The organism is Melaminivora jejuensis (genome assembly GCF_017811175.1).
Classification (GTDB): Bacteria; Pseudomonadota; Gammaproteobacteria; order Burkholderiales; family Burkholderiaceae_C; genus Melaminivora; species Melaminivora jejuensis.
Map to the genome: position 1 here is coordinate 1,474,749 of NZ_JACWIJ010000002.1, position 19,398 is coordinate 1,494,146.

Annotated in this window: 19 protein-coding genes, 1 tRNA gene and 1 pseudogene; 7 read left to right on the forward strand and 14 right to left on the reverse strand. The window is 67.2% G+C overall.

The window, feature by feature from the left end; genetic code table 11:
* Positions 1-196: 196 nt before the first annotated feature.
* Positions 197-2,569: an arginine/lysine/ornithine decarboxylase gene (locus tag IDM45_RS07090; protein ID WP_209422220.1), complete on the reverse strand. Its 2,373-nt coding sequence runs from the start codon at positions 2,567-2,569 to the stop codon at positions 197-199.
* Positions 2,570-2,720: 151 nt separating this feature from the next.
* On the opposite strand from IDM45_RS07090, the gene IDM45_RS07095 reads away from it, so the two are divergent.
* Together IDM45_RS07095 and IDM45_RS07100 are read left to right on the forward strand one after the other, a co-directional pair.
* Positions 2,721-3,152, forward strand: coding sequence for an NfeD family protein (locus IDM45_RS07095; protein WP_209422221.1), 432 nt, complete (start codon positions 2,721-2,723; stop codon positions 3,150-3,152).
* 48 nt (positions 3,153-3,200) lie between these two features.
* Positions 3,201-4,118 carry an SPFH domain-containing protein gene (locus IDM45_RS07100; protein WP_209422222.1) on the forward strand — a complete coding sequence of 306 codons (918 nt, stop codon included), beginning with the start codon at positions 3,201-3,203 and terminating at the stop codon, positions 4,116-4,118.
* Here IDM45_RS07100 and IDM45_RS07105 read toward each other — a convergent pair.
* A complete protein-coding gene (locus tag IDM45_RS07105) occupies positions 4,093-4,494 on the reverse strand; it encodes a hypothetical protein (protein WP_209422223.1) in 402 nt (133 codons plus the stop codon). The genes IDM45_RS07100 and IDM45_RS07105 overlap by 26 nt on opposite strands.
* Positions 4,495-4,734: 240 nt before the next feature.
* Here IDM45_RS07105 and IDM45_RS07110 point away from each other — a divergent pair, with 240 nt between their 5' ends.
* The 3 genes and pseudogenes from IDM45_RS07110 to IDM45_RS07120 all read left to right on the forward strand — a co-directional run.
* Entirely contained in the window at positions 4,735-5,367 is a 633-nt protein-coding gene (locus tag IDM45_RS07110) for an ERF family protein (protein WP_209422224.1), read from the forward strand.
* The gene (locus tag IDM45_RS07115; protein ID WP_209422225.1) at positions 5,354-5,989 is read left to right on the forward strand and encodes a lambda exonuclease family protein; all 636 of its coding nucleotides are present in this window, start codon (positions 5,354-5,356) and stop codon (positions 5,987-5,989) included. Before IDM45_RS07110 ends, IDM45_RS07115 begins: the two co-directional genes overlap by 14 nt.
* A 185-nt stretch (positions 5,990-6,174) precedes the next feature.
* Positions 6,175-6,822, forward strand: a pseudogene (locus IDM45_RS07120) (EAL domain-containing protein); the annotation flags it as partial.
* A 184-nt stretch (positions 6,823-7,006) separates the two neighbouring features.
* On the opposite strand, the gene IDM45_RS07125 reads toward IDM45_RS07120, so the two are convergent.
* A protein-coding gene (locus tag IDM45_RS07125) for an IS5 family transposase (protein ID WP_411828435.1) occupies positions 7,007-7,740 on the reverse strand; the annotation gives its coding sequence in 2 pieces (ribosomal slippage) (positions 7,007-7,426 and positions 7,429-7,740; 732 coding nt in all).
* Between the two features lie 82 nt (positions 7,741-7,822).
* Here IDM45_RS07125 and IDM45_RS07130 point away from each other — a divergent pair.
* Positions 7,823-8,687 (forward strand): IS5 family transposase gene (locus IDM45_RS07130; RefSeq protein ID WP_209422227.1). Its coding sequence is split into 2 segments (ribosomal slippage): positions 7,823-8,241 and positions 8,240-8,687, totalling 867 coding nucleotides; the frame shifts between segments, so codons are not numbered across the junction.
* A 258-nt stretch (positions 8,688-8,945) separates the two neighbouring features.
* Here IDM45_RS07130 and IDM45_RS07135 read toward each other — a convergent pair.
* The 5 genes from IDM45_RS07135 to tolB form a co-directional block, all read right to left on the reverse strand.
* Positions 8,946-9,021: transfer RNA gene (locus IDM45_RS07135), tRNA-Lys, on the reverse strand.
* A 61-nt stretch (positions 9,022-9,082) separates the two neighbouring features.
* Entirely contained in the window at positions 9,083-9,904 is an 822-nt protein-coding gene (locus tag IDM45_RS07140; RefSeq protein WP_209422228.1) for a tRNA threonylcarbamoyladenosine dehydratase, read from the reverse strand.
* A 5-nt stretch (positions 9,905-9,909) separates the two neighbouring features.
* On the reverse strand, positions 9,910-10,647 hold the full coding sequence (gene ybgF / locus IDM45_RS07145; protein ID WP_232654349.1) for a tol-pal system protein YbgF: 738 nt from the start codon (positions 10,645-10,647) through the stop codon (positions 9,910-9,912).
* Between the two features lie 65 nt (positions 10,648-10,712).
* Positions 10,713-11,264, reverse strand: a complete 552-nt coding sequence (gene pal, locus IDM45_RS07150) for a peptidoglycan-associated lipoprotein Pal (RefSeq protein WP_209422230.1) — start codon at positions 11,262-11,264, stop codon at positions 10,713-10,715.
* Positions 11,265-11,345: 81 nt separating this feature from the next.
* Entirely contained in the window at positions 11,346-12,698 is a 1,353-nt protein-coding gene (gene tolB / locus IDM45_RS07155) for a Tol-Pal system beta propeller repeat protein TolB (protein ID WP_232654211.1), read from the reverse strand.
* 160 nt (positions 12,699-12,858) lie between these two features.
* On the opposite strand from tolB, the gene msbA reads away from it, so the two are divergent.
* On the forward strand, positions 12,859-14,643 hold the full coding sequence (gene msbA / locus IDM45_RS07160; RefSeq protein WP_209422231.1) for a lipid A export permease/ATP-binding protein MsbA: 1,785 nt from the start codon (positions 12,859-12,861) through the stop codon (positions 14,641-14,643).
* A gap of 106 nt (positions 14,644-14,749) precedes the next feature.
* On the opposite strand, the gene IDM45_RS07165 is transcribed toward msbA, so the two are convergent.
* Genes IDM45_RS07165 through mltG form a run of 6 tightly spaced genes read right to left on the reverse strand, consistent with a single transcriptional unit; the run spans position 14,750 to position 19,315 of the window.
* On the reverse strand, positions 14,750-15,415 hold the full coding sequence (locus IDM45_RS07165; RefSeq protein ID WP_408631678.1) for an ankyrin repeat domain-containing protein: 666 nt from the start codon (positions 15,413-15,415) through the stop codon (positions 14,750-14,752).
* Positions 15,415-16,227, reverse strand: a complete 813-nt coding sequence (locus tag IDM45_RS07170; RefSeq protein ID WP_209422233.1) for a TatD family hydrolase — start codon at positions 16,225-16,227, stop codon at positions 15,415-15,417. The genes IDM45_RS07165 and IDM45_RS07170 overlap by 1 nt, the downstream gene beginning before the upstream one ends.
* Before the next feature lie 31 nt (positions 16,228-16,258).
* Entirely contained in the window at positions 16,259-16,618 is a 360-nt protein-coding gene (locus IDM45_RS07175) for a PilZ domain-containing protein (protein ID WP_209422234.1), read from the reverse strand.
* The gene (locus tag IDM45_RS07180; protein ID WP_209422235.1) at positions 16,615-17,658 is read right to left on the reverse strand and encodes a DNA polymerase III subunit delta'; all 1,044 of its coding nucleotides are present in this window, start codon (positions 17,656-17,658) and stop codon (positions 16,615-16,617) included. The genes IDM45_RS07175 and IDM45_RS07180 overlap by 4 nt, the downstream gene beginning before the upstream one ends.
* Complete coding sequence (gene tmk / locus IDM45_RS07185; protein WP_209422236.1) at positions 17,655-18,332, reverse strand: dTMP kinase; 678 nt, start codon at positions 18,330-18,332, stop codon at positions 17,655-17,657. Before tmk ends, IDM45_RS07180 begins: the two co-directional genes overlap by 4 nt.
* Positions 18,329-19,315, reverse strand: coding sequence for an endolytic transglycosylase MltG (gene mltG, locus IDM45_RS07190; RefSeq protein ID WP_209422237.1), 987 nt, complete (start codon positions 19,313-19,315; stop codon positions 18,329-18,331). The genes tmk and mltG overlap by 4 nt, the downstream gene beginning before the upstream one ends.
* Positions 19,316-19,398 lie beyond the last annotated feature (83 nt).

The following is a 19,398-nucleotide window of genomic DNA, read 5'->3' on the forward strand; positions in this document are numbered from 1 at the left end:
CGGCCTCAAACCCTTTGCTGGCAAGCGCTGGCAGCTATCAAAAAAAACGTCGGGCGTTGTGTTGGGCGTCGCGCGTTTTTCGGAAGTTCATGCCAAGCGATCAACGCTCGACGCACAACCGCCCGGCAGCGCACGCAAGGCTGGCGCACCGCCCCCCTTGCAAGGGGCGGGCGGCCAGCGGCACAGCGCGCGCGCCTCAGATGATGCGGCTGTAGGCTCCGTCGTCGCCCACCTGCACCAGCTTCTTGCCCTTGCCGGCGTTGCTGCGCGACTTCGGGATGTCCGTGACTTCGGCAGTCACGCAGTCGGCGTAGTAGCGCACCACGCCGTCCTCGTCCTCGATCTCCACCAGCCCGTGGATGTCGGTCTCGAAGCCCGGGCACAGCTTGGAGAACTCGCGCGAGAACTTCAGGTAGTCCACGATCTTCTTGTTGAAGACCTCGCCCGGGATCAGCAGCGGGATGCCCGGCGGGTAGGGCGTGATCAGGCTGGTCGTGATGCGCCCCTCCAGCTCGTCGATGGGCACGCGCTCGGTGCGGCGCTGGGCAATGTGGGCGTAGGCGTCGCTGGGCTTCATGGCCGGCGTCAAGTCCGACAGGTACATCTCGGTGGTCAGGCGCGCCACGTCGAACCTTGCATACAGCTCATGGACGTGCTGGCACAAGTCCTGCAGGCCCATGCGCTCGTAGCGTTTGTGCTGCGCGCAGAACTCCGGAAGGATGCGCCACATGGGCTGGTTCTTCTCGTAGTCGTCCTTGAACTGCTGCAGCGCCGCCAGCAGCGTGTTCCAGCGGCCCTTGGTGATGCCGATGGTGAACATGATGAAGAAGCTGTACAGGCCGGTCTTCTCAACCACCACGCCATGCTCGGCCAGGTACTTGGTGACGATGGACGCCGGGATGCCGGTCTTGTCGAACTTGCCGTCCAGGTTCAGGCCCGGCGTGACGATGGTGGACTTGATCGGATCGAGCATGTTGAAGCCATCGGCCAGCTGGCCGAAGCCGTGCCAGCGGCCCTTGCCCTTCTTGCCCTTGGCGTCGCTGCGCAAAATCCAGCTGTCGGCGCGGCCAATGCCCTCCTCGACCAGACCATCCGGCCCCCAGACCTTGAACCACCAGTCATCCTTGCCGAAGTCTTCCTCGACTTCGCGCATGGCGCGGCGGAAGTCCAGCGCCTCCAGGATGGATTCCTCCACCAGCGCCGTGCCGCCGGGCGGCTCCATCATGGCGGCGGCCACGTCGCAGCTGGCGATGATGCTGTATTGCGGCGAGGTACTGGTGTGCATCAGGTACGCCTCGTTGAACAGGTGCCGATCCAGCTTGGTGGTCTGGCTGTCCTGCACCAGCACATGCGACGCCTGGCTGATGCCGGCCAGCAGCTTGTGGATGGACTGCGTCGAATAGACCACCGACTGCTGCGGGCGCGCGCGCTTCTTGCCCATGGCGTGGAAGCTGCCGTAGAACGGGTGGAAGGCCGCGTGCGGCAGCCAGGCCTCGTCGAAATGCAGGTTGTCCACGTAGCCGTCGAGCATCTGCTTGATGGTCTCGGTGTTGTAGAGCACGCCGTCATAGGTGGACTGCGTGAGTGTCAGCACGCGCGGCTTCACCTTCTTGGCATCCACGCCCTTGAGCAGCGGGTTGGCGCGGATCTTGGCCTGGATGGTGGCCGGCTCGAATTCGCTTTGCGGAATCGGGCCGATGATGCCGAAGTGGTTGCGCGTGGGCTTCAAAAACACCGGCACCGCGCCCGTCATGATGATGGCGTGCAGGATGGATTTGTGGCAGTTGCGATCCACGACGACCACATCGCCCGGGGCCACCGTGTGATGCCAGACGATCTTGTTGCTGGTGCTGGTGCCGTTGGTGACGAAGAAGCAGTGGTCGGCGTTGAAGATGCGCGCCGCATTGCGCTCGGACTCACCAATGGCGCCGTTGTGGTCGAGCAGCTGGCCGAGCTCCTCCACCGCGTTGCACACGTCGGCGCGCAGCATGTTCTCGCCATAGAACTGGTGGTACATCTGGCCCACCGGGCTTTTCAGGAAGGCCACGCCGCCCGAGTGGCCCGGGCAGTGCCAGGAGTACGAGCCGTCCTCGGCATAGTCCAGCAGCGCCTTGAAGAACGGCGGCTGCACGCCCTCCAGGTAGCTCTTGGCCTCGCGGATGATGTGGCGCGCGACAAACTCCGGCGTGTCCTCGAACATGTGGATGAAGCCGTGCAGCTCGCGCAGGATGTCGTTGGGCAGGTGGCGCGCGGTCTTGGTCTCGCCATGCACGTAGATCGGCACGTCGGCATTCTTCCTGCGCACTTCGCTGATGAAATTGCGCAAGCTGTGTACCACCGGGTCATGGCCCGTACCCAGGGTGAATTCCTCGTCGTCGATGGACAGGATGAAGGCGCTGGCGCGGCTTTGCTGCTGGGCGAACTGCGTCAGGTCGCCGTAGCTGGTCACCCCCAGCACCTCGAAGCCCTCGGCCTCGATGGCCTGCGCCAGGGCGCGGATGCCCAGGCCGGACGTGTTGTCCGAGCGATAGTCCTCGTCGATGATGACGATGGGAAAGCGGAATTTCATGCGCTGCCTCCCTGGCTGCGGGTGGAGAAACGGGAAAGGGGCGAAGTGTACGGAATATGCTGCACTGCAGCGGGCCGGCAGCGCCATACTGCACGAAATGGCTGCAGCGCTGGCCCCCACCAGATTGCCCCTCGATACAAGGAGCCCTCAAGTGATACTGGAAGCCTCGACCCTGTGGTGGCTGATGGCCGGCGTGGCCGTCGTGGCCGAGCTGCTCACGGGCACTTTCTATCTGCTGATGCTGGCCGCCGGTCTGGCGGCGGGTGCGCTGGCGGCCCATGCCGGCCTGGGCGCTGCGGCGCAGATACTGGCTGCTGCCGTGGTCGGCTCGGCCACCGTGCTGGCCGCCTACCTGCGCCGGCGCCAGCGGCCCGGCGACCCCTCGGCACGCGCCGATCGCAGCGTCAACCTGGACGTGGGCGAGGTCATCCAGATCGACGCCTGGCAGGCCGACGGCACGGCCAGCGTGCGCTACCGGGGCGCCAACTGGACAGCCATCTACCGCCCTGGCGCCCATCCGCTGCCCGGCCCGCACCGCGTGGCTGAACTGGTCGGCAACCGCCTGCTGGTCGAGCCGCTGTAACACCCTGCCCCGCCACCGCATCCACTGCTTCAACCAAAGAGCCCCGCCATGGAAATCGCCATCGTCCTGTTCGTCATCGCCGTGATCTTCATCGTGCGCGCCGTGAAGATCGTGCCCCAGCAGCACGCCTGGGTGAAGGAGCGCCTGGGCAAATACGCCGGCACCCTCTCGCCCGGGCCAAGATTCATCATCCCCTTCATCGACCGCGTCGCCTACAAGCACAGCTTGAAGGAGATCCCGCTGGATGTGCCCAGCCAGGTCTGCATCACCAAGGACAACACCCAGCTGCAGGTGGACGGCATCCTGTACTTCCAGGTCACCGACCCCATGCGCGCCAGCTACGGCTCGTCCAACTACATCATGGCGGTGACGCAACTGGCGCAGACCTCGCTGCGCAGCGTCATCGGCAAGCTCGAACTCGACAAGACCTTCGAGGAACGCGACATGATCAACGCCCAGGTGGTATCGGCCATCGACGAGGCGGCGCTCAACTGGGGCGTCAAGGTGCTGCGCTACGAGATCAAGGACTTGACCCCGCCCGCCGAAATCCTGCGCGCCATGCAGGCGCAGATCACCGCCGAGCGGGAAAAGCGCGCGCTGATCGCCGCCTCCGAAGGCCGGCGCCAGGAGCAGATCAACATCGCCACCGGCGAGCGCGAGGCCTTCATCGCCCGCTCCGAAGGCGAAAAACAGGCCGCCATCAACAAGGCGCAGGGCGAGGCCACGGCGCTGCTGACCGTCGCCTCGGCCTCGGCCCAGGCCATCGAGCGCGTGGCCGGTGCCATCCGCCAGCCCGGCGGCGAGCAGGCCGTGCAGCTGCGCGTCGCAGAAAAAGCCGTCGAGGCCTACAGCCATGTGGCAGCGGACGCCACGACCACGCTCATCGTGCCCAGCAACATGAGCGAGGTCTCGGCCCTGATCGGCTCGGCCATGCAGATGGTCAAGACCGGGCAGAAGGCGGGTTGAAGCGCCGCTCGCCAATCGGCTCAACTGCCCCGGATCTCACGCCGGTCGGGCTCGTCGCTGGGTTCCACCCGGTCGGACATGATTTCCGCCGGGGGGCAATGGCGCCGCTGTCGCTGCCCGCAGCGTCCCAGGTGCCGTCCATGCGCTGGGTGTCGCTGCGCGGGCGCTCCATGCTGCCGTCGTCGAAGTCCAGCGGGCCATCCTGCGGGATGTCGTCGAAGGCGTGCGCGGTGATGTCGTCCATGCCGTCGGAGACATCCGTCTCGGCGCTCAGCACGGTGTTGGCTTCGGCGGCGGTGTCGGCCTGGGAGGTGGCTTGCTCCGGCGTATCGGCGTCGAGCGAGCCGGGAATGCTCTGCGGTGGCTTCGGTTGCATGTGTCATCTCCTGCTGAATGGCAATGCTGCGCAGCTTGGCCGCAGCCAGCGCCTGCCGCAGTGGGGACAGGGCCAGCAAACAGGTAGGAAGGGGCCGGCAGCCGGATGCTTGCGCCGGCGGCGTACCCGGCCAATGAGGCTAGGACTACAGGGCGGGGCGGCATAGTTGCCTAAATTGCCCTTGTCAGTTGCCCTTGTCCGCAGCATCGCCCCGCCGCCTTTTTTTCCGGAACCTCCACCATGAGCAAGATCCAGGCCGCCGTCCTTGGCGTCATGAAGGACATCGCCACCACCGGCATCGCCAAGCTGCAGCGCAACGTGCAGCAGGGCTACACCTTCCGCGGCATTGAATCGGCGATGAACGAGCTGTCGCCGCTGCTGGTCAAGCACGGCATCACGGTCACGCCCAGCTACTCCGAGCTGCTCGTCCACGAGCGCTTGCGGGGCGATCCCAAGGACGGGCGCGCCATCCGCTTCTGCACCCTCAAGGGCACTTTCAGATTCACTGCCGAGGATGGCTCCTTCGTGAGCAGCGAGTGCTACGGCGAGGCCATGGACAGTGGCGACAAGGCCGTGACCAAGGCGCAGTCGATCGCCTTTCGCACGGCCCTGTTCCAGCAGTTCGTCGTGCCCACCATGGCCATGGATCCCGAGTCCTACATTGACCCCAACGACGAGGAGCTGCCCATAGGCCCGGCCCCCTCCTCCGACCTGCTGGAGGCGGCCACCACGGCAGCCAGCGCCGGCCTGGACGCCTACCGCAGCTTCTGGCAAAGCTCCATGCCCGACGAGCGCATGGCCCTGGCCAGCCGCCACGCCGAGCTGAAAGCCCTGGCGCAGCGTGTCACGGATGGCCGGAATGCGGGTCAGTGATGCTCCGCAGGGCAGCGCCGAATGGTTTGCCCTGCGCCTGGGTAAGGCTACGGGCAGCCGCTTTGCCGATGTGCTGGCAGGCGGGCGTGGCCTGACCCGCCGCGCCTATGCCACGCAACTGGCCCTGGAGATCATCACCGGCCGGCCGACCGAAACCTGCACCACGCCCGCCATGGAGCTGGGCATCGAGCGCGAACCCATCGCCCGGTCGGAATATGAAGTGCTGACGGGCAATTTCGTCACCGAAGTGGGCTTTTGTCTGCACGACAGCCTGCCCTGCGGCGTCTCGCCCGACGGGCTGGTCGATGCGGACGGCGGCCTGGAGATCAAGTGCCCGCGCGAGCGCACGCACGCCGAATACCTGACCCTGCCCGCCGAGCCACCGGCCTACACCGCGCAGATCCAGGGCTGCCTGTGGATCACAGGCCGCGCCTGGTGGGATTTCGTCAGCTTCAACCCGGCCTTTCCGGCCAACGCCCGGCTGATCGTGCGGCGCATCGGGCGCGATGAGGCCTACATAGAACAATTGGCCCGGGCCGTGGCGCTGTTTGGCGCGGAGGTCGAGGGCCTGGTCGAATCCATCCGCAGCTACCGCAACCCACCACTGCCCAGGCAGCGCTGACCCTCGATGCCTGGCGCCGGCACCGCTGCAGGCGCTGCAGCAGACGCTTGTTGACTGTTTCGCCAGATCCTGCTGTCCATCGGCGCGGTTTTTTGCATGGTGGCCGTGCTCAATGTCTGGCGCGGCCTGTGACTGAACATTGCCATCAACCTCGGCTGCGTCGCCCTGCTGGGGCTGGCCCAGGCGTGCAACCGCCGTGGCCAGATCTCCCGAAGCAGCCCTTCAGGCTTGCCAGCATCGACGTCATGGTCACGGCCTCGATGGGCATCGCCGTGGCACCACGCGATGGCACCGATCCGACCGAACTTTTCAAGAACGCCCACCGCGCCATGTACCGTGCCAAGGAAACCGGGCGCAACAACTTTCGCTTCTTCACCCCCGACAGGGACGCCAGCGTGCTGGAGTACCTGCAACTGTCTGCCGGGTTGCGCGTGGCCATCCAGGAAGGCCAGCTGCAACTGCACTACCAGCCGCAGATCGACCTGGCCAGCGGTCTCGTGGTCGGCGCCGAAGCCCTGATGCGCTGGCACCATCCCACACTGGGCGCGGTGGCGCCGCAGCGCTTCATCGCGATTGCCGAGCAAAGCGGCCTGATCAATGAGCTGGGCGCATGGGCCTTGCGCCAAGCCTGCCGGGACGCCCGGCACTGGCTGGATCAGGGCTTTGCCGGGGTGCCGGTGTCGGTGAATGTCTCGTCCATGCAGCTCCAGTGCGGCACCATCGAGCGCGACATCGCCACCGCCCTGGCCGAAAGCGGCCTGCCGGCCAGCGCCCTGGAGCTGGAGCTGACCGAGTCGCTGCTGCTAGCGGACACACTGCACTTTGCCGAAGTGCTGCAGCGCCTGTGCGCGCGGCATCCGCATCGCCATCGACGACTTCGGCACCGGCTACTCCAGCCTGGTGTACTTGCGCCGCTTCATCGCCCACCGCCTGAAAATCGACAAATCCTTCGTGCTGGGCATGTGTACTAGGGCGTGTCATCAATCAATCCCGAGAGCATGGCAGGGTTGCTACCGCTCACGCCAGCCACACCATGGATGCGGCCAGGTGAATGGCCCCCAGGAAGTTGCGCGCGGTCTTGTCGTAGCGCGTAGCGATGGCGCGGTACTGCTTCAAGCGTGCGAAGAAGTTTTCGATCAGATGGCGCGCCTTGTACAAGTCTCGGTCATATGCACGCGGCTGTCTGTTGGTCGCCCGAGGCGGAATGACAACCGCTTTTCCCTTGTCCAGCAGCGGCCCGATCAGTCGGGCCTGGGCGTCATAGGCCTTGTCGGCGAGGATGGTCTGTGCGGGCGTGTCCTTGAGCAGGACATCGGCGCCCTTGAGGTCATGCGCCTGCCCAGGGGTGAGGACAAATCCTGTCGGGTTGCCCAGCGCATCGACCGTCGCATGGATCTTGGTGCTCAGGCCTCCTCGGCTGCGCCCAAGAGCCTGCTGATCCGGATCCCCCCTTTTGCACCAGCGCTGTGCTGATGGGCCCGCACGATGGTGGCGTCGATCATCGCGTACTCATCGTCCGCGTCCTGCGCCAAGGCCTCCAACACCCGTTGCCAAACACCTTTGTCGCTCCAGCGAGAGTGACGGGTATGCACGACACGAAAGTCGCCAAAGCGCGTCGACAGATCTCGCCAAGCAATCCCTGCTCGGTAGCGGTATAGCACCGCGTCCACGAACAGCCGGTTGTCTTTTGCCGTGGCTCCGGAATGTCCTGCCTGACCCGGTAGCAGGTCTTTGATGCGCGCCCACTGCACATCACTGAGGGCATATCTCTTAGGATTTGTCCGTAAATTAAAATTCTCCCGAGTCGCCCGTGATGCGACGAAGGAGCGATAAATGGCCAAGGCGCATGCCAATTCGTGGGAGGTAACGGACGAGTTCTGGAAACTGGTAGAGCCGCTGGTGCCACAGCCAGTGCGCGATCCAGGCAAGCACTACGAACGCGCAGCCGGGGCGGGCCGCCCCGCAAAACCGCCACGGCTGGTGTTCGAGGCCATCATGTATGTGCTGCGCACAGGCTGCCAGTGGAAGGCGCTGCCGGCTGAACGCTTTGGCAGCGCCAGCGCGATCCATCACAAGTTCATGCTGTGGTCCAAGGCCGGGTTCTTCGAGAACCTGTGGAAGGCAGGGCTGGCCGAATACGACGACTGTGAAGGCATCGCCTGGCGCTGGCAGAGCATCGACGGCGCCATGTTCAAGGCGCCCTTGGCGCAGGAAGCTGTGGGGCGCAACCCGACGGATCGGGGAAAAAAAAGGCAGCAAGCGTCACCTGCTGGTGGACGGGCGTGGCGTCCCGTTGTCGCTCGTCGTGACCGGGGCGAACGCGCACGACGTGACGCAACTTGAGGCCGTGTTGTCTTGCTGCATGGTCAAACGCCCCACGCCCAAGCAGCGGCGCAGCAAGCACCTATGTGCTGATGCGGGCTACCCGGGCAAGAACGCCATGAAGATCATTCTGGCCCACGGCTATATCCCGCATGTGGTGGGCCGCAAAAGCGAGGCAGAGCACAAAAAGCGTGATCCGAAGAAAAAAGCGCGCCGTTGGGTTGTGCAGGCTTGCCATGGCTGGTTCAACCGGTTCAGGAAATTACTGGTGCGCTACGAGAAGCTGGAGCACACGTTCCTCGCACTCAACCATCTCGCCGCCGCCATCATCGCGCTGCGGAAAATCCACCTGCCCGTTAATATTATTTACGGATAAATCCTTACTCATCGCCTTTACTTGCATCGCCTTTACTTGCCGCCGGGGCCGTAGCTTTCAACTGTAGCGGCGTTGATTGATGACACGCCCTAGTCAGTAATGATTAGATTTGCGTAGGTATTGCAGAACGGTTGATAGACACCTGCCGGGCCACAACCCAGCCCCAGGCCGTGGCGAAAGTGCCTACAAAATTGCCTACAAGCTGCCGGCAAACAAAAAGGCCAGTCCCGAAGAACTGGCCCAAGTGCTTGATTTCATTGGTGGGTCGTGCAGGATTCGAACCTGCGACCAACGGATTAAAAGTCCGCTGCTCTACCGGCTGAGCTAACGACCCACGGCCTTCATGAAAAGGCTCGCTGCAGCTCCAGCGAAGCCACAGAGTATAGCAATATTTTTTACGCGCTCGGGGCAGCAGCGCGGGCGATGCGATCGAGCAGCCAGCCGGCAGCGCACAAGCCGAAAGTCGCCGTCACCGCCACGCTGGAGCCATAGCCATGGCAGTTCAGCGTGCCATCGGCGCCTTCCAACTCGCAGGAGGCATGGGGCGGCGCCACCGCCTCGCGGCTGAAGACGCAGGGCAGACCGATGCGCTTGCCGCCCTGCGCAGCGCTGTGCTCGCGCCGCAGGCGGTAGCGCAACTGCGCCAGCAACGGGTCGTGCGTGGCGTGCGCCAGGTCGTCCACTTCCACCAGATGGCCCTGACGCTTGCCGCCGGCAGCCCCGGCGCTGATGAAGGGCAGGCGCGTGCGCAGCGCCCAGGCGGCCATGGCCGTCTTGGCGCGAATCTGGTCGCAGGCGTCGATCACGGCCTGCACGCCCGGCGGCAGGATTTGCGGCCAGTTGCCCGGCTCGACGAATTCCTCCACGCCATGCACCCGGCATTGCGGGTGAATCAGGGCGATGCGCTCGGCCATGGCCTGCACCTTGGACTGGCCCAGCGTGGGTGTCAGGGCGTGGATCTGCCGGTTGACGTTGGACTCGGCCACATGATCCAGGTCGATCAGCGTCAGTTGCCCGACACCGCTGCGCGCCAGCGCCTCGGCGGCCCAGGAGCCGACCCCGCCTATGCCCACCACCGCCACATGGGCGGCGCGGATGGCAGTCGCCCCCGCCACGCCGTACAGGCGCGCTAGGCCGCCGAAGCGGCGCTCCAAGTCCGTCTTGCCAGCCAGTGGAGGCAGCGATGGCGCGGGATCGGCACGACCGGCGTCACTCAAGCGGGTCACTTCAGGCGCGCCAGGCGCTCCTTGGCCGCAGTGGCGGCTTCGGAGTTCGGATAGGTGCGCACCAGGTCTTCCAGCGTCTTGCGGGCAGCGCGCGTGTCCTTGAGCTCGATCTGGCAGTTAGCAATCGACAGCGCGGCCTCGGGCGCGCGCGCATGGCTGGGCGCGGCCGCCAGCAGGGCCTTGAAATTGTTGATGGCTTCCTTGTAGTCGCGCGTGGCGTATTGGGCATTGCCCAGCCAGAACAGCGCCGATGGCTGGTAGCCCGACTGCGGGTACTGCTTGATGAAGGCGCTGAAAGCCGTGCCGGCCTCGGCGAAGCGGCCCGAGCGGAACACCGCCAGGGCAGCCTCGAAGTCGCGCTTTTCTGCCGGGTCGGCCTGGAACTCGCGCCCGTCGAGGCTGACCTTGACTGGCTCGAACTGGCGCAGCCGCTCGTCCACGCCCTGGGCGATGTCCTTTTGCCGGCGCTGTAGCTCGGCCACCTCGCGCTGCAGCTGCTCGTTTTGCCCGCGCAGCATGGCCTGCTCGGTACGCAGCGCCTCGATCTGCGTCTGCAGATCCAGCAGGCTGCGGCGCAGTTGCGAGACTTCGTCGCCCGAACGCTCGCCGGCACGCTGGCTGGCCTGGCCCAGGCTGTCCATGCGCTGGCGCAGCTCCAGGATGGCGCGGCGCGCCTCGGAGTCCTCGAACAGTGCATGGCTGGGCGCCGACCACGACAGGGCGGCCACGAACATGGCGGCCAGCACGGCAGTGCGTTGCCGCGCTGCAGTCAATGCAGGAGTCAAGGCGGGACTTGCCATCAGCGGTACGACAGCTCGGCGCGGCGGTTCTGCGAGTAGGCGTCCTCATTGAAGCCGGACACGGCGGGCTTTTCCTTGCCGAAGCTCACGGCCTCCATCTGGACATCGGTCACGCCCAGCAGCGCCAGTGAGCGGCGCACGGCCTCGGCGCGCTTTTGGCCCAGTGCCAAGTTGTACTCGCGGCCACCGCGCTCGTCAGTGTGGCCTTCGATCATGACCTTGCGCCCGGGCGCAGCCTTGAGGAAACGCGCGTGGCCTTCCAGCACCGACTGGTACTCGGGCCTGACGGCATAGCTGTCGAAGTCGAAGTAGATGATGCGCGCCACCCCCACCGGGCCGCCATCGCCCTGGCCCGCTTGCGTCAGATCGACCGGAGCGACACCGCTTTGGCCCATGCTGCCGGCATCGGCGCCAGGGGCGGCGGGCATGGTGGAGGTCGCGCCGCGATCTTCGACCGGAACATCGTCGAGCTTGACGCCGGAGCTGCAACCGGCCACCAAGGCCACAATCGCTAGCGCAGCACCGGTACGCTTGAGGGAAAACTGGATCATCTGGATGCTCCTGGGAATGAAAGGAAAACAGGTTCGTGGAAAAGGATGCGGTGGCCTGGCGGCACTGGTCGCTGCTGCGGATCACTGACGGGGGAAAGGCCCCCAGTCGGGTTCGCGGATGTCCCCGCCCTGCCCGGCCAGACGCGCCTTGATCTTGCCGTCCAGCGTGGTGGTCATCAGGGCATCGCGGCCCTGCTGCTGGGTGGCATAGACGATCAGGCGGCTATTGGGGGCGAAGCTGGGGCTTTCGTCCGCCGCCGTGTCGGTGACTGCAGCCACGGTGCCAGATTTCAAGTCCATGACGTGCAGTTTGTAGCCGCCGCCGACGCGCGAGATGTAGGCCAGCCACTGACCATCGGGGCTGATGGCCGGAGAAATGTTGTAGGAACCCTGGAAGGTCACGCGCTCGGCGCCGCCGCCGCTGGCAGCCACGCGGTAGATTTGCGGCGAGCCGCCCCGGTCGCTGACGAAGTAGATGCTGCGCCCGTCGCTGGAGAAAGCCGGCTCGGTGTCGATGCCGCTGCTTTGCATCAGGCGGCGCGGCTCGCCGCCGCCGGCGTCGATGGTGTAGAGCTGCGAGCCACCGTCGCGGCTCAGCGTCACGGCCAGCTGGCGGCCATCGGGCGACCAGGCCGGGGCGCTGTTGGAGCCGCGGAAGTTGGCGATCAGGCGCCGCCGGCCGCTGGCCACGTCGTGTACATAGACCACGGGCTTGCGCGACTCGAAGGACACATAGGCCAGTTGCGCGCCGGTGGGCGACCAGGCCGGCGAGATGATGGGCTCAGGGCTGGACAGGGCCGACTGGGCGTTCTCGCCGTCCGAGTCGGCCACCCACAGGCTGTAGCGTCCGCCCACCTTGGTGACGTAGGCGATGCGCGTGGAGAACACGCCGCGCTCGCCCGTCAGCTTTTCATAGATGTAGTCGGCGATGCGGTGCGCCACCAGGCGCAGGTCGGCCTGGGTGACGGTGAAGCTCTGCCCGCCCAGATCCTGGCCCTTGACCACGTCCCACAGGCGAAAGCGCACGTCGAAGCGCCCATCGGCCAGCCGCGTGATGCTGCCCGATGCCAGCGCATCGGCGCGGCGCTGGCGCCACAGGGCCAGGTCGGGGCGCGAGGTCTCATCCAGCGCCACGCCGGCGGCATCCACGCCGACGAAGCGACCGCTGCGCTCCAGGTCGGCCTGCACGATGGCGGAAATCTTCTGCGGCGACTGTGCCTCGCCGCGAAACGGCGCCAGGGCAATGGGCAGCTGCGTCAGCCCGACACCGGTGATCTCCACGCGGAACTGCGCCAGCGCCGGCAGGGCGCAGCCGGCAGCCAAGGCCAGCGCCGCGCCGCGCCGCGACAGAGCTGGCAGGGAGCAAGGGCGAGAGTCCACGGCAGAGGAGACAGGCGAAGATGGGAAAGAGAGAGGGGAGCGGACGGTACGCATGGGCGTCTGTGAATCCATGGAGTGCAAGACCTTCGAAGCAGGGCGACAGAGAGGACGACAGAGCCGTGCATGTTACACATCGCGCTGCCCGGCCCGTGCCAGACTGCGCCGCTTTGTCGCCCCGCTGAAGCCATTTGTGCGTCCGTAGAATCCGCCCCTCATGCAAGAAAAGAATCATAGCGCCGCGCCAGCCCCCGGAGCGCCGCCGCTGCCCCTGCTGCAGCGCCTCAGGCGCCTGCACGCCTACTTCGGCCACCAGCGCCTGGCCTGGGGCCTGGCCCTGCTGGCCACCCTGGTGGGCGCGGCCACCGAGCCGCTGATCCCGGCGCTGCTCAAGCCGCTGCTCGACCAGGGCTTCACCGATGGCTCGCTGCAGCTGTGGATGGTGCCGGTGACCATCATCGGGGTGTTCTTCATCCGCGGGCTGGCGCAGTTCTCCGGCCAGTACGCGCTGGCGCGCATCGCCAACGAGGGCATGTTGCGCCTGCGCACCGCGCTGTTCGAGCGGCTGATGGTGGCGCAGATGGAGCTGTTTGCCCGCCAGTCGGCCAGCACGCTGTCCAACACCGTGGTCTATGAGGTGCAGACCGGCTTCACCGCTCTGGTGCAGGCGCTGATGGGCCTGTCGCGCGACGGCTTCACGCTGGTGGCGCTGCTGGGTTATCTGATCTACCTGAACTGGCAGCTCACCCTGATCGTCGCCATCATGGTGCCGGGCGTGGCCTGGATCATGAAGACGCTGTCGCGCCGGCTCTACCGCATCACCAAGACCAGCCAGCAGGCCACCGACGACCTGGCCTACGTGGTCGAGGAAAACGTGCTGGCGCATCGTATGGTGCGCCTGCACGGCGCGCAGGCGCAGCAGGCCGAGCGCTTCGGCGCCTTGAGCCAGCAGCTGCGCCGCCTGGCCATCAAGTCCACCATCGCCTCGGCGGCCATGACGCCGACCACCCAGCTGCTGGCCGCCGGCGCCCTGTCGGCGGTCATCGTGATTGCGCTGTGGCAAAGCCACGGCAGCGCCGGCAGCGCCAGCGAGGTCACGGTGGGCGGCTTTGCCTCCTTCATCGCCGCCATGCTGATGCTGATCGCGCCCATCCGCCGCCTGGCCGACGTGGCCAACCCGATCACGCGCGGCGTGGCTGCGCTCGAACGCGGCCTGCTGCTCATCAGCCAGACCCAGCCCGAGGACAGCGGCACGTACCAGGTGCAGCGCGCGTGCGGGGCCATCGAGCTGCAGGGCGTATCCGTCCACTTCGAAGGCAGCGAGGCGCGCGCTCTGCACGGGGTGTCGCTGGCCATCGCGCCGGGCGAGGTGGTGGCGCTGGTCGGCCCTTCTGGCGCGGGCAAGACCACGCTGGTCAACCTGCTGCCGCGCTTCATCGTGCCGTCGGGTGGCCGTGTGCTGCTCGACGGCGTGGCGCTGCAGGACTGGCGGCTCGATGCGCTGCGCGCGCAGTTCGCGCTGGTCAGCCAGGATGTGGTCATGTTCAACGACAGCATCGCCGCCAACGTGGCGCTGGGCGCGGCCATCGACGAGCAGCGCGTGCAGCAGTGCCTGGCGGCGGCCAATCTGGCCGAGCACGTCGCCGCCCTGCCCCAGGGGATGCACACCGTGGTCGGGCACAACGCCACGCAGCTGTCGGGCGGCCAGCGCCAGCGCCTGGCCATTGCCCGGGCACTGTACCGCGATGCGCCCATCCTGATCCTGGACGAGGCCACCTCGGCGCTGGACACCGAGTCCGAGCGCCTGGTGCAGGACGCCCTGCAGCAGCTGATGCGCGGGCGCACCACACTGGTCATCGCGCACCGGCTGTCCACCATCGAGCACGCCGACCGCGTGGTCGTCATGGAGCGCGGCCAGATCGCCGAGCAGGGCACGCACGCCGAATTGCTGGCGCTGGGCGGGCTGTATGCGCGGCTGCAGGTGCGCCCGACAGGTGCCTGACAAGCCTTTTTTGCTACTTTAATAATAGCTGTCAGCGCTTGCCTGGAGCGGATTTCAAGCACTTTTCATATAAATTCTGGTGGTGCTGACCTGGCCTTGCCTGGCGCTACCAGCGCCCGCGCTGGGGCTGGCGTCGGCGCAGGCTTTGCGCCACCAGCTCGACCATGTCGTCGCGTCCAGCCTGGCGGGCGAAGTCCAGTGCCGTCAGACGCAAGTCATTGCGGGTGGTCGGATCCGCCCCCTCCTGCACCAGCAGCCGCGCTGCTGGCGCACTGCCGTAGCGCACGGCCATCATCAGCGGCGTCGTGCCATTGGGCGAGGCAGCGTCGATGTAGGCATGGTGGCCCAGCAACAGCGCCACCATGGCGGACGCATCGTCGCTAGTGGACGAGGCGGCGTAGTGCAGCGGCGTCCAGCCCTCCTGGTTCACGTCGGCGCCGCGTGCCAATAAGGCGCGGGCGCTGGGCAGATGGCCGCGCAGCGCCGCCATCATCAGCGGCGTCTCGCCCTTGGCATTGCGCGCATTCACGTCCAGGCGCGGCGCCTGCAGCAGGGCGGCCGCTGCCTGGTAGGACTCGCCGTGCAGGGCCAGCACCAGTGCCGGCTCGCCCTTGGCATTGCGGGTGTTGGCGTCCATGCCCCGGCGCAGCAACTCGGTGATCTGGCGGCTGTTGTCCAGCTCGATGGCCCGAAAGAAGTCCTCGTGGGCGCCAGCGTGGGCGCAGCCGGCAGCGCCCAGGGCCAACAGCGCCACCAGAGGGCGACGGGCGATCACGCAGCCTCCTCTTGGCGCAGGAAAAGCTGCTCGAAGTTGCGGCTGGTGGCCGCTGCGATGTCCTCGACCGGCAATTGCCGCACTTGCGCCAGCTGCTGCGCCACGTAAGGCACATAGGCCGGGCTGTTGACCTTGCCGCGATACGGCACGGGGGCGAGGTAGGGACTGTCGGTCTCGATCAGCAGCCGATCCAGCGGCACGAAGGCGGCGATGTCGCGCAGGTCTTGCGCATTCCTGAAGGTCAGGATGCCGGAAAACGAGATGTAGTAGCCCAGATCCAGCGCTGCGCGGGCCACGTCGGCGGATTCGGTGAAGCAGTGGAAGACGCCGCCGGCGCGGTTGCCAGCACCGTCCTCGCCCTCCTCGCGCAGGATGGCCAGGGTGTCGGCAGCGGCGCTGCGGGTGTGGATGACCAGGGGCTTGCCGACCTCGCGCGCGGCGCGAATGTGCGTGCGAAAGCGCTCGCGCTGCCAGCCCAGGTCGGCGATGCTGCGCCCGCCCTTGCGCTCTTCCATGCCGTAGTAGTCCAGCCCGGTTTCGCCCACGGCGACCACGCGCGGCAGGCGGGCGCGCTGCACCAGATCGGCTGCGGCAGGCTCGCGCAGGCCTTCGGTGTCCGGATGCACACCGACGGTGGCCCAGAAGTTGTCATGCGCCAGCGCCAGGGCGTGTACCTCGCCGAACTCCTCCAGGGTGGTGCAGATGCACAGCGCCCGATCGACGTGCGCCTCGGCCATGGCCTGGCGGATGGCGGGCAACTGCTCGCGCAGCTCGGGGAAGTTCAGGTGGCAATGCGAATCAACGAACATGGAACAAACATGGAAAAGCCGCAAACGGGGCTCAGATGGTCTGCGTCGGCCTGTCCGAGGCCAGGCTGGTGCCCAGGATTTCCTCGATCTTGTGGCGCAGCTGGCGGGACTTGTCGTCCTTGGGGAATTGCACGCCTATGCCTTGTGTGCGGTTGCCGGCAGCGCGTGCCGGCGTCACCCAGGCCACGCGCCCGGCAACCGGGTAGCGCTGCGGGTCGTCGGGCAGGCTGAGTAGCACATAGACGTCCTCGCCCAGGCGGTACTCGCGCGCCGTGGGCACGAAAATGCCGCCGCTGTCCAGGAACGGAATATAGGCGGCATACAGCGCCGCCTTTTCCTTGATGTTGAGCTGCATCACGCTGGGGCGTGGAGCGGAAGGGGAAGTGCTCATGCCTGTCTTTCCGGTGCGGCAACGCTGCGGCTGCGGGGTGGAGAGTAGATGGCCTGATGCGCCTGCGCCGCAAGCGCCTCCAGCATCAGGCCGGCGTTGAAGGGGTGCTCTGCCGTGCGCGCGTGCTGCACCAGGGCGCGCGACCAGCGCGTCAGCGCCCCCAGGGTGGCCCCGGTGGGCAGGTCGGCAGCGGCAAAGTAGTGCGGCGCAGCGCCCAGGTGCTGTGCCAGCAGGTCGTGGCAGAGTTTTTGCAGCACCTGCACGGCCTGCGCCGGCTCCAGCCCGGCCAGGGCCGAGGGATCGCCGCGCGCCAGCGCCTGCGGGATCAAGGCCCAGGCGGCAGGGCTGCGCCCGGAGCGGGCCAGCGCCAGTGCGTCATGGGGCCGCCCGCCGCTGGCACGCAGCCAGGTGGCGCCAGCATCGGGCGCCACACCCTGCGCAGCCAGCCACTGCTGCATCTGCTGCGGCTGCGGCCAGACCATGGTGTGCGCCAGGCAGCGGCTGCGGATCGTCGGCAGCAGCTCGTGCGCAGCCTCGGTGGCCAGCACGAAGCGCACGTCGCCCGGAGGCTCCTCCAGCGTCTTGAGCAGGGCGTTGGCGGTGATGTGGTTCATCTGCTCGGCAGGAAAGACCAGCACCGCCTTGCCGCGCCCGCGGCTGCTGGTGCGCTGGGCGAATTCGACGGCATCGCGCATGGCTTCCACGCGGATCTCGCGGCTGGGTTTGCGCTTTTTGTCGTCGATGTCGGCCTGGGCTTTTTCCGGCAGCGGCCAGCCCAGCTGCAGCGCCACCGTCTCGGGTAGCAGCACGCACAGGTCGGCGTGGGTGCGCACGTTCACGCCGTGGCAGCTGGCGCACTGGCCGCAGGCGCCCTGCGCCGTGGGCGCGTCGCACAGCCAGGCGCGCACCAGCTCCAGCGCCAGCTCGTACTGTCCCAGCCCAGCCGGGCCGTGCAGCAGCCAGGCGTGGCCGCGCTGGGCCAGCAGCTGGTCGCGCTGGCTGGCGATCCACGGCGCCACGGCGGACGGCGCCTCGCTCATGCGGCGCCTCCGGCAGCGGCCAGCCAGCCGCGCGCCGTTACCTGCTGCAGCACCTGGGCAGCCACCTGCTCGCGCGCCAGGGCAGCGTCGATGCGGGCAAAGCGCTGCGGCGCCTGGCGGGCGCGCTCGGCATAGCCGCCCGATACGCGGGTGAAGAACTCCAGCGGCTGCGCCTCGAAGCGATCCGGCGCCCGCGCCGCCACCAGGCGCTCGGCGGCCACGGCGGGCGGCAGGTCGAACCACAGCGTCAGATCAGGGTTTCGCATCAAATCTGGCTCCAGCCCGCACCCAGTCTGCGTAAGCAGCTCCAATTTTAATAGCGATTGCCAGTCGAAGCCACGCCCTGCGCCCTGGTAGGCAAAGGTGGCATCGGTGAAGCGGTCGCACAGCACGACCTCGCCGCGCGCCAGCGCCGGCTCGATGACGCGGCACAGGTGGTCGCGCCGCGCGGCAAAGACCAGCAGCACCTCGGTCAGCGCGTCCATGGCGTCGTGCAGCAGCAGCGCGCGCAGCTTTTCCGCCAGCGGCGTGCCGCCGGGCTCGCGCGTCAACGTCACGCTGCGCCCGGCATTGGCAAAGGCGCCGGCCAGCTCGGCGATGTGCGAGCTCTTGCCGGCGCCGTCTATGCCCTCGAAGGTGATGAACAGGCCGGGCTGGGTCGAAGGAGTCGTCATTTCTGGCCGCGCTGGTAGCGGTTGACGGCGCGGTTGTGCTCGTCAAGCGTGGTGCTGAAGTGGCTGCTGCCGTCGCCGCGTGCGACGAAGTACAGCGCCCGGGTATCCGCCGGCTGCACGGCGGCCAGCAGCGAGGCCTTGCCGGGCATGGCAATCGGCGTGGGCGGCAGGCCGGTGCGGGTGTAGGTGTTGAAGGGGGTGTCGGTGGTCAGGTCGCGCCGGCGCAGGTTGCCGTCGAATCTTTCGCCCAGGCCGTAGATGACGGTGGGGTCGGTCTGCAGCAACATGCCGATGCGCAGCCGGTTGGCGAACACGCCGGCGACCTGGGCGCGGTCTTCGGCGCGACCGGTCTCCTTTTCCACGATGCTGGCCAGGATCAGCGCCTGCTCGGCCGACTTGAGCGGCGTGTCCGGCGCGCGCTGCGCCCAGGCGGCCTCCAGCCGGCGATCCATGGCGTGCAGCGCCCGGCGCAGCACGTTCAGGTCGCTGCTGCCCTTGGCGTAGGTGTAGGTGTCGGGGAAGAAGCGCCCTTCGGGCGGCACGCCGGGACGCTCCAGGGCGGCCATCAGCTCGGCATCGCTCAGGGCGGCGCTGTCGGGGCGCAGCTGCTCGGCGCGCGCCAGCGCCTGGCGCACCTGGCGCCAGTTCCAGCCCTCGACCAGGGTCACGGCGCGCAGGGCTTCCTCGCCGCGCACCAGTTTCTGCAGCAGCGCCTGCGGACTGGTGCCGCGCGGGATCTCGTAGTTGCCCGCGCGAATGTCGCGATCCTTGCCGGACAGGCGAAACCACCAGTACAGCAGGTCAGGGCGCACGTCCAGGCCGGCCTGCACGGCTGCGCGCGCCACGCCGCGCGGGGTAGTGCCGGGCTCGATCTCCAGCTCCAGCGGCGCACCGCCCACAGCGGCGCCGGCGCGCTGCGGCAGGGGCGCCTGCAGCCACCAGGCGGCAGCCGCGCCCGCAGCGATCAGCACGAGCAGGAGCATCAGGAAAAGACGGCGCACGGGGGAAGAATCAGCCAAGAAACAGCAGCCCGGGGGCGGACAAAAGCCGCTCATGATAATGGACG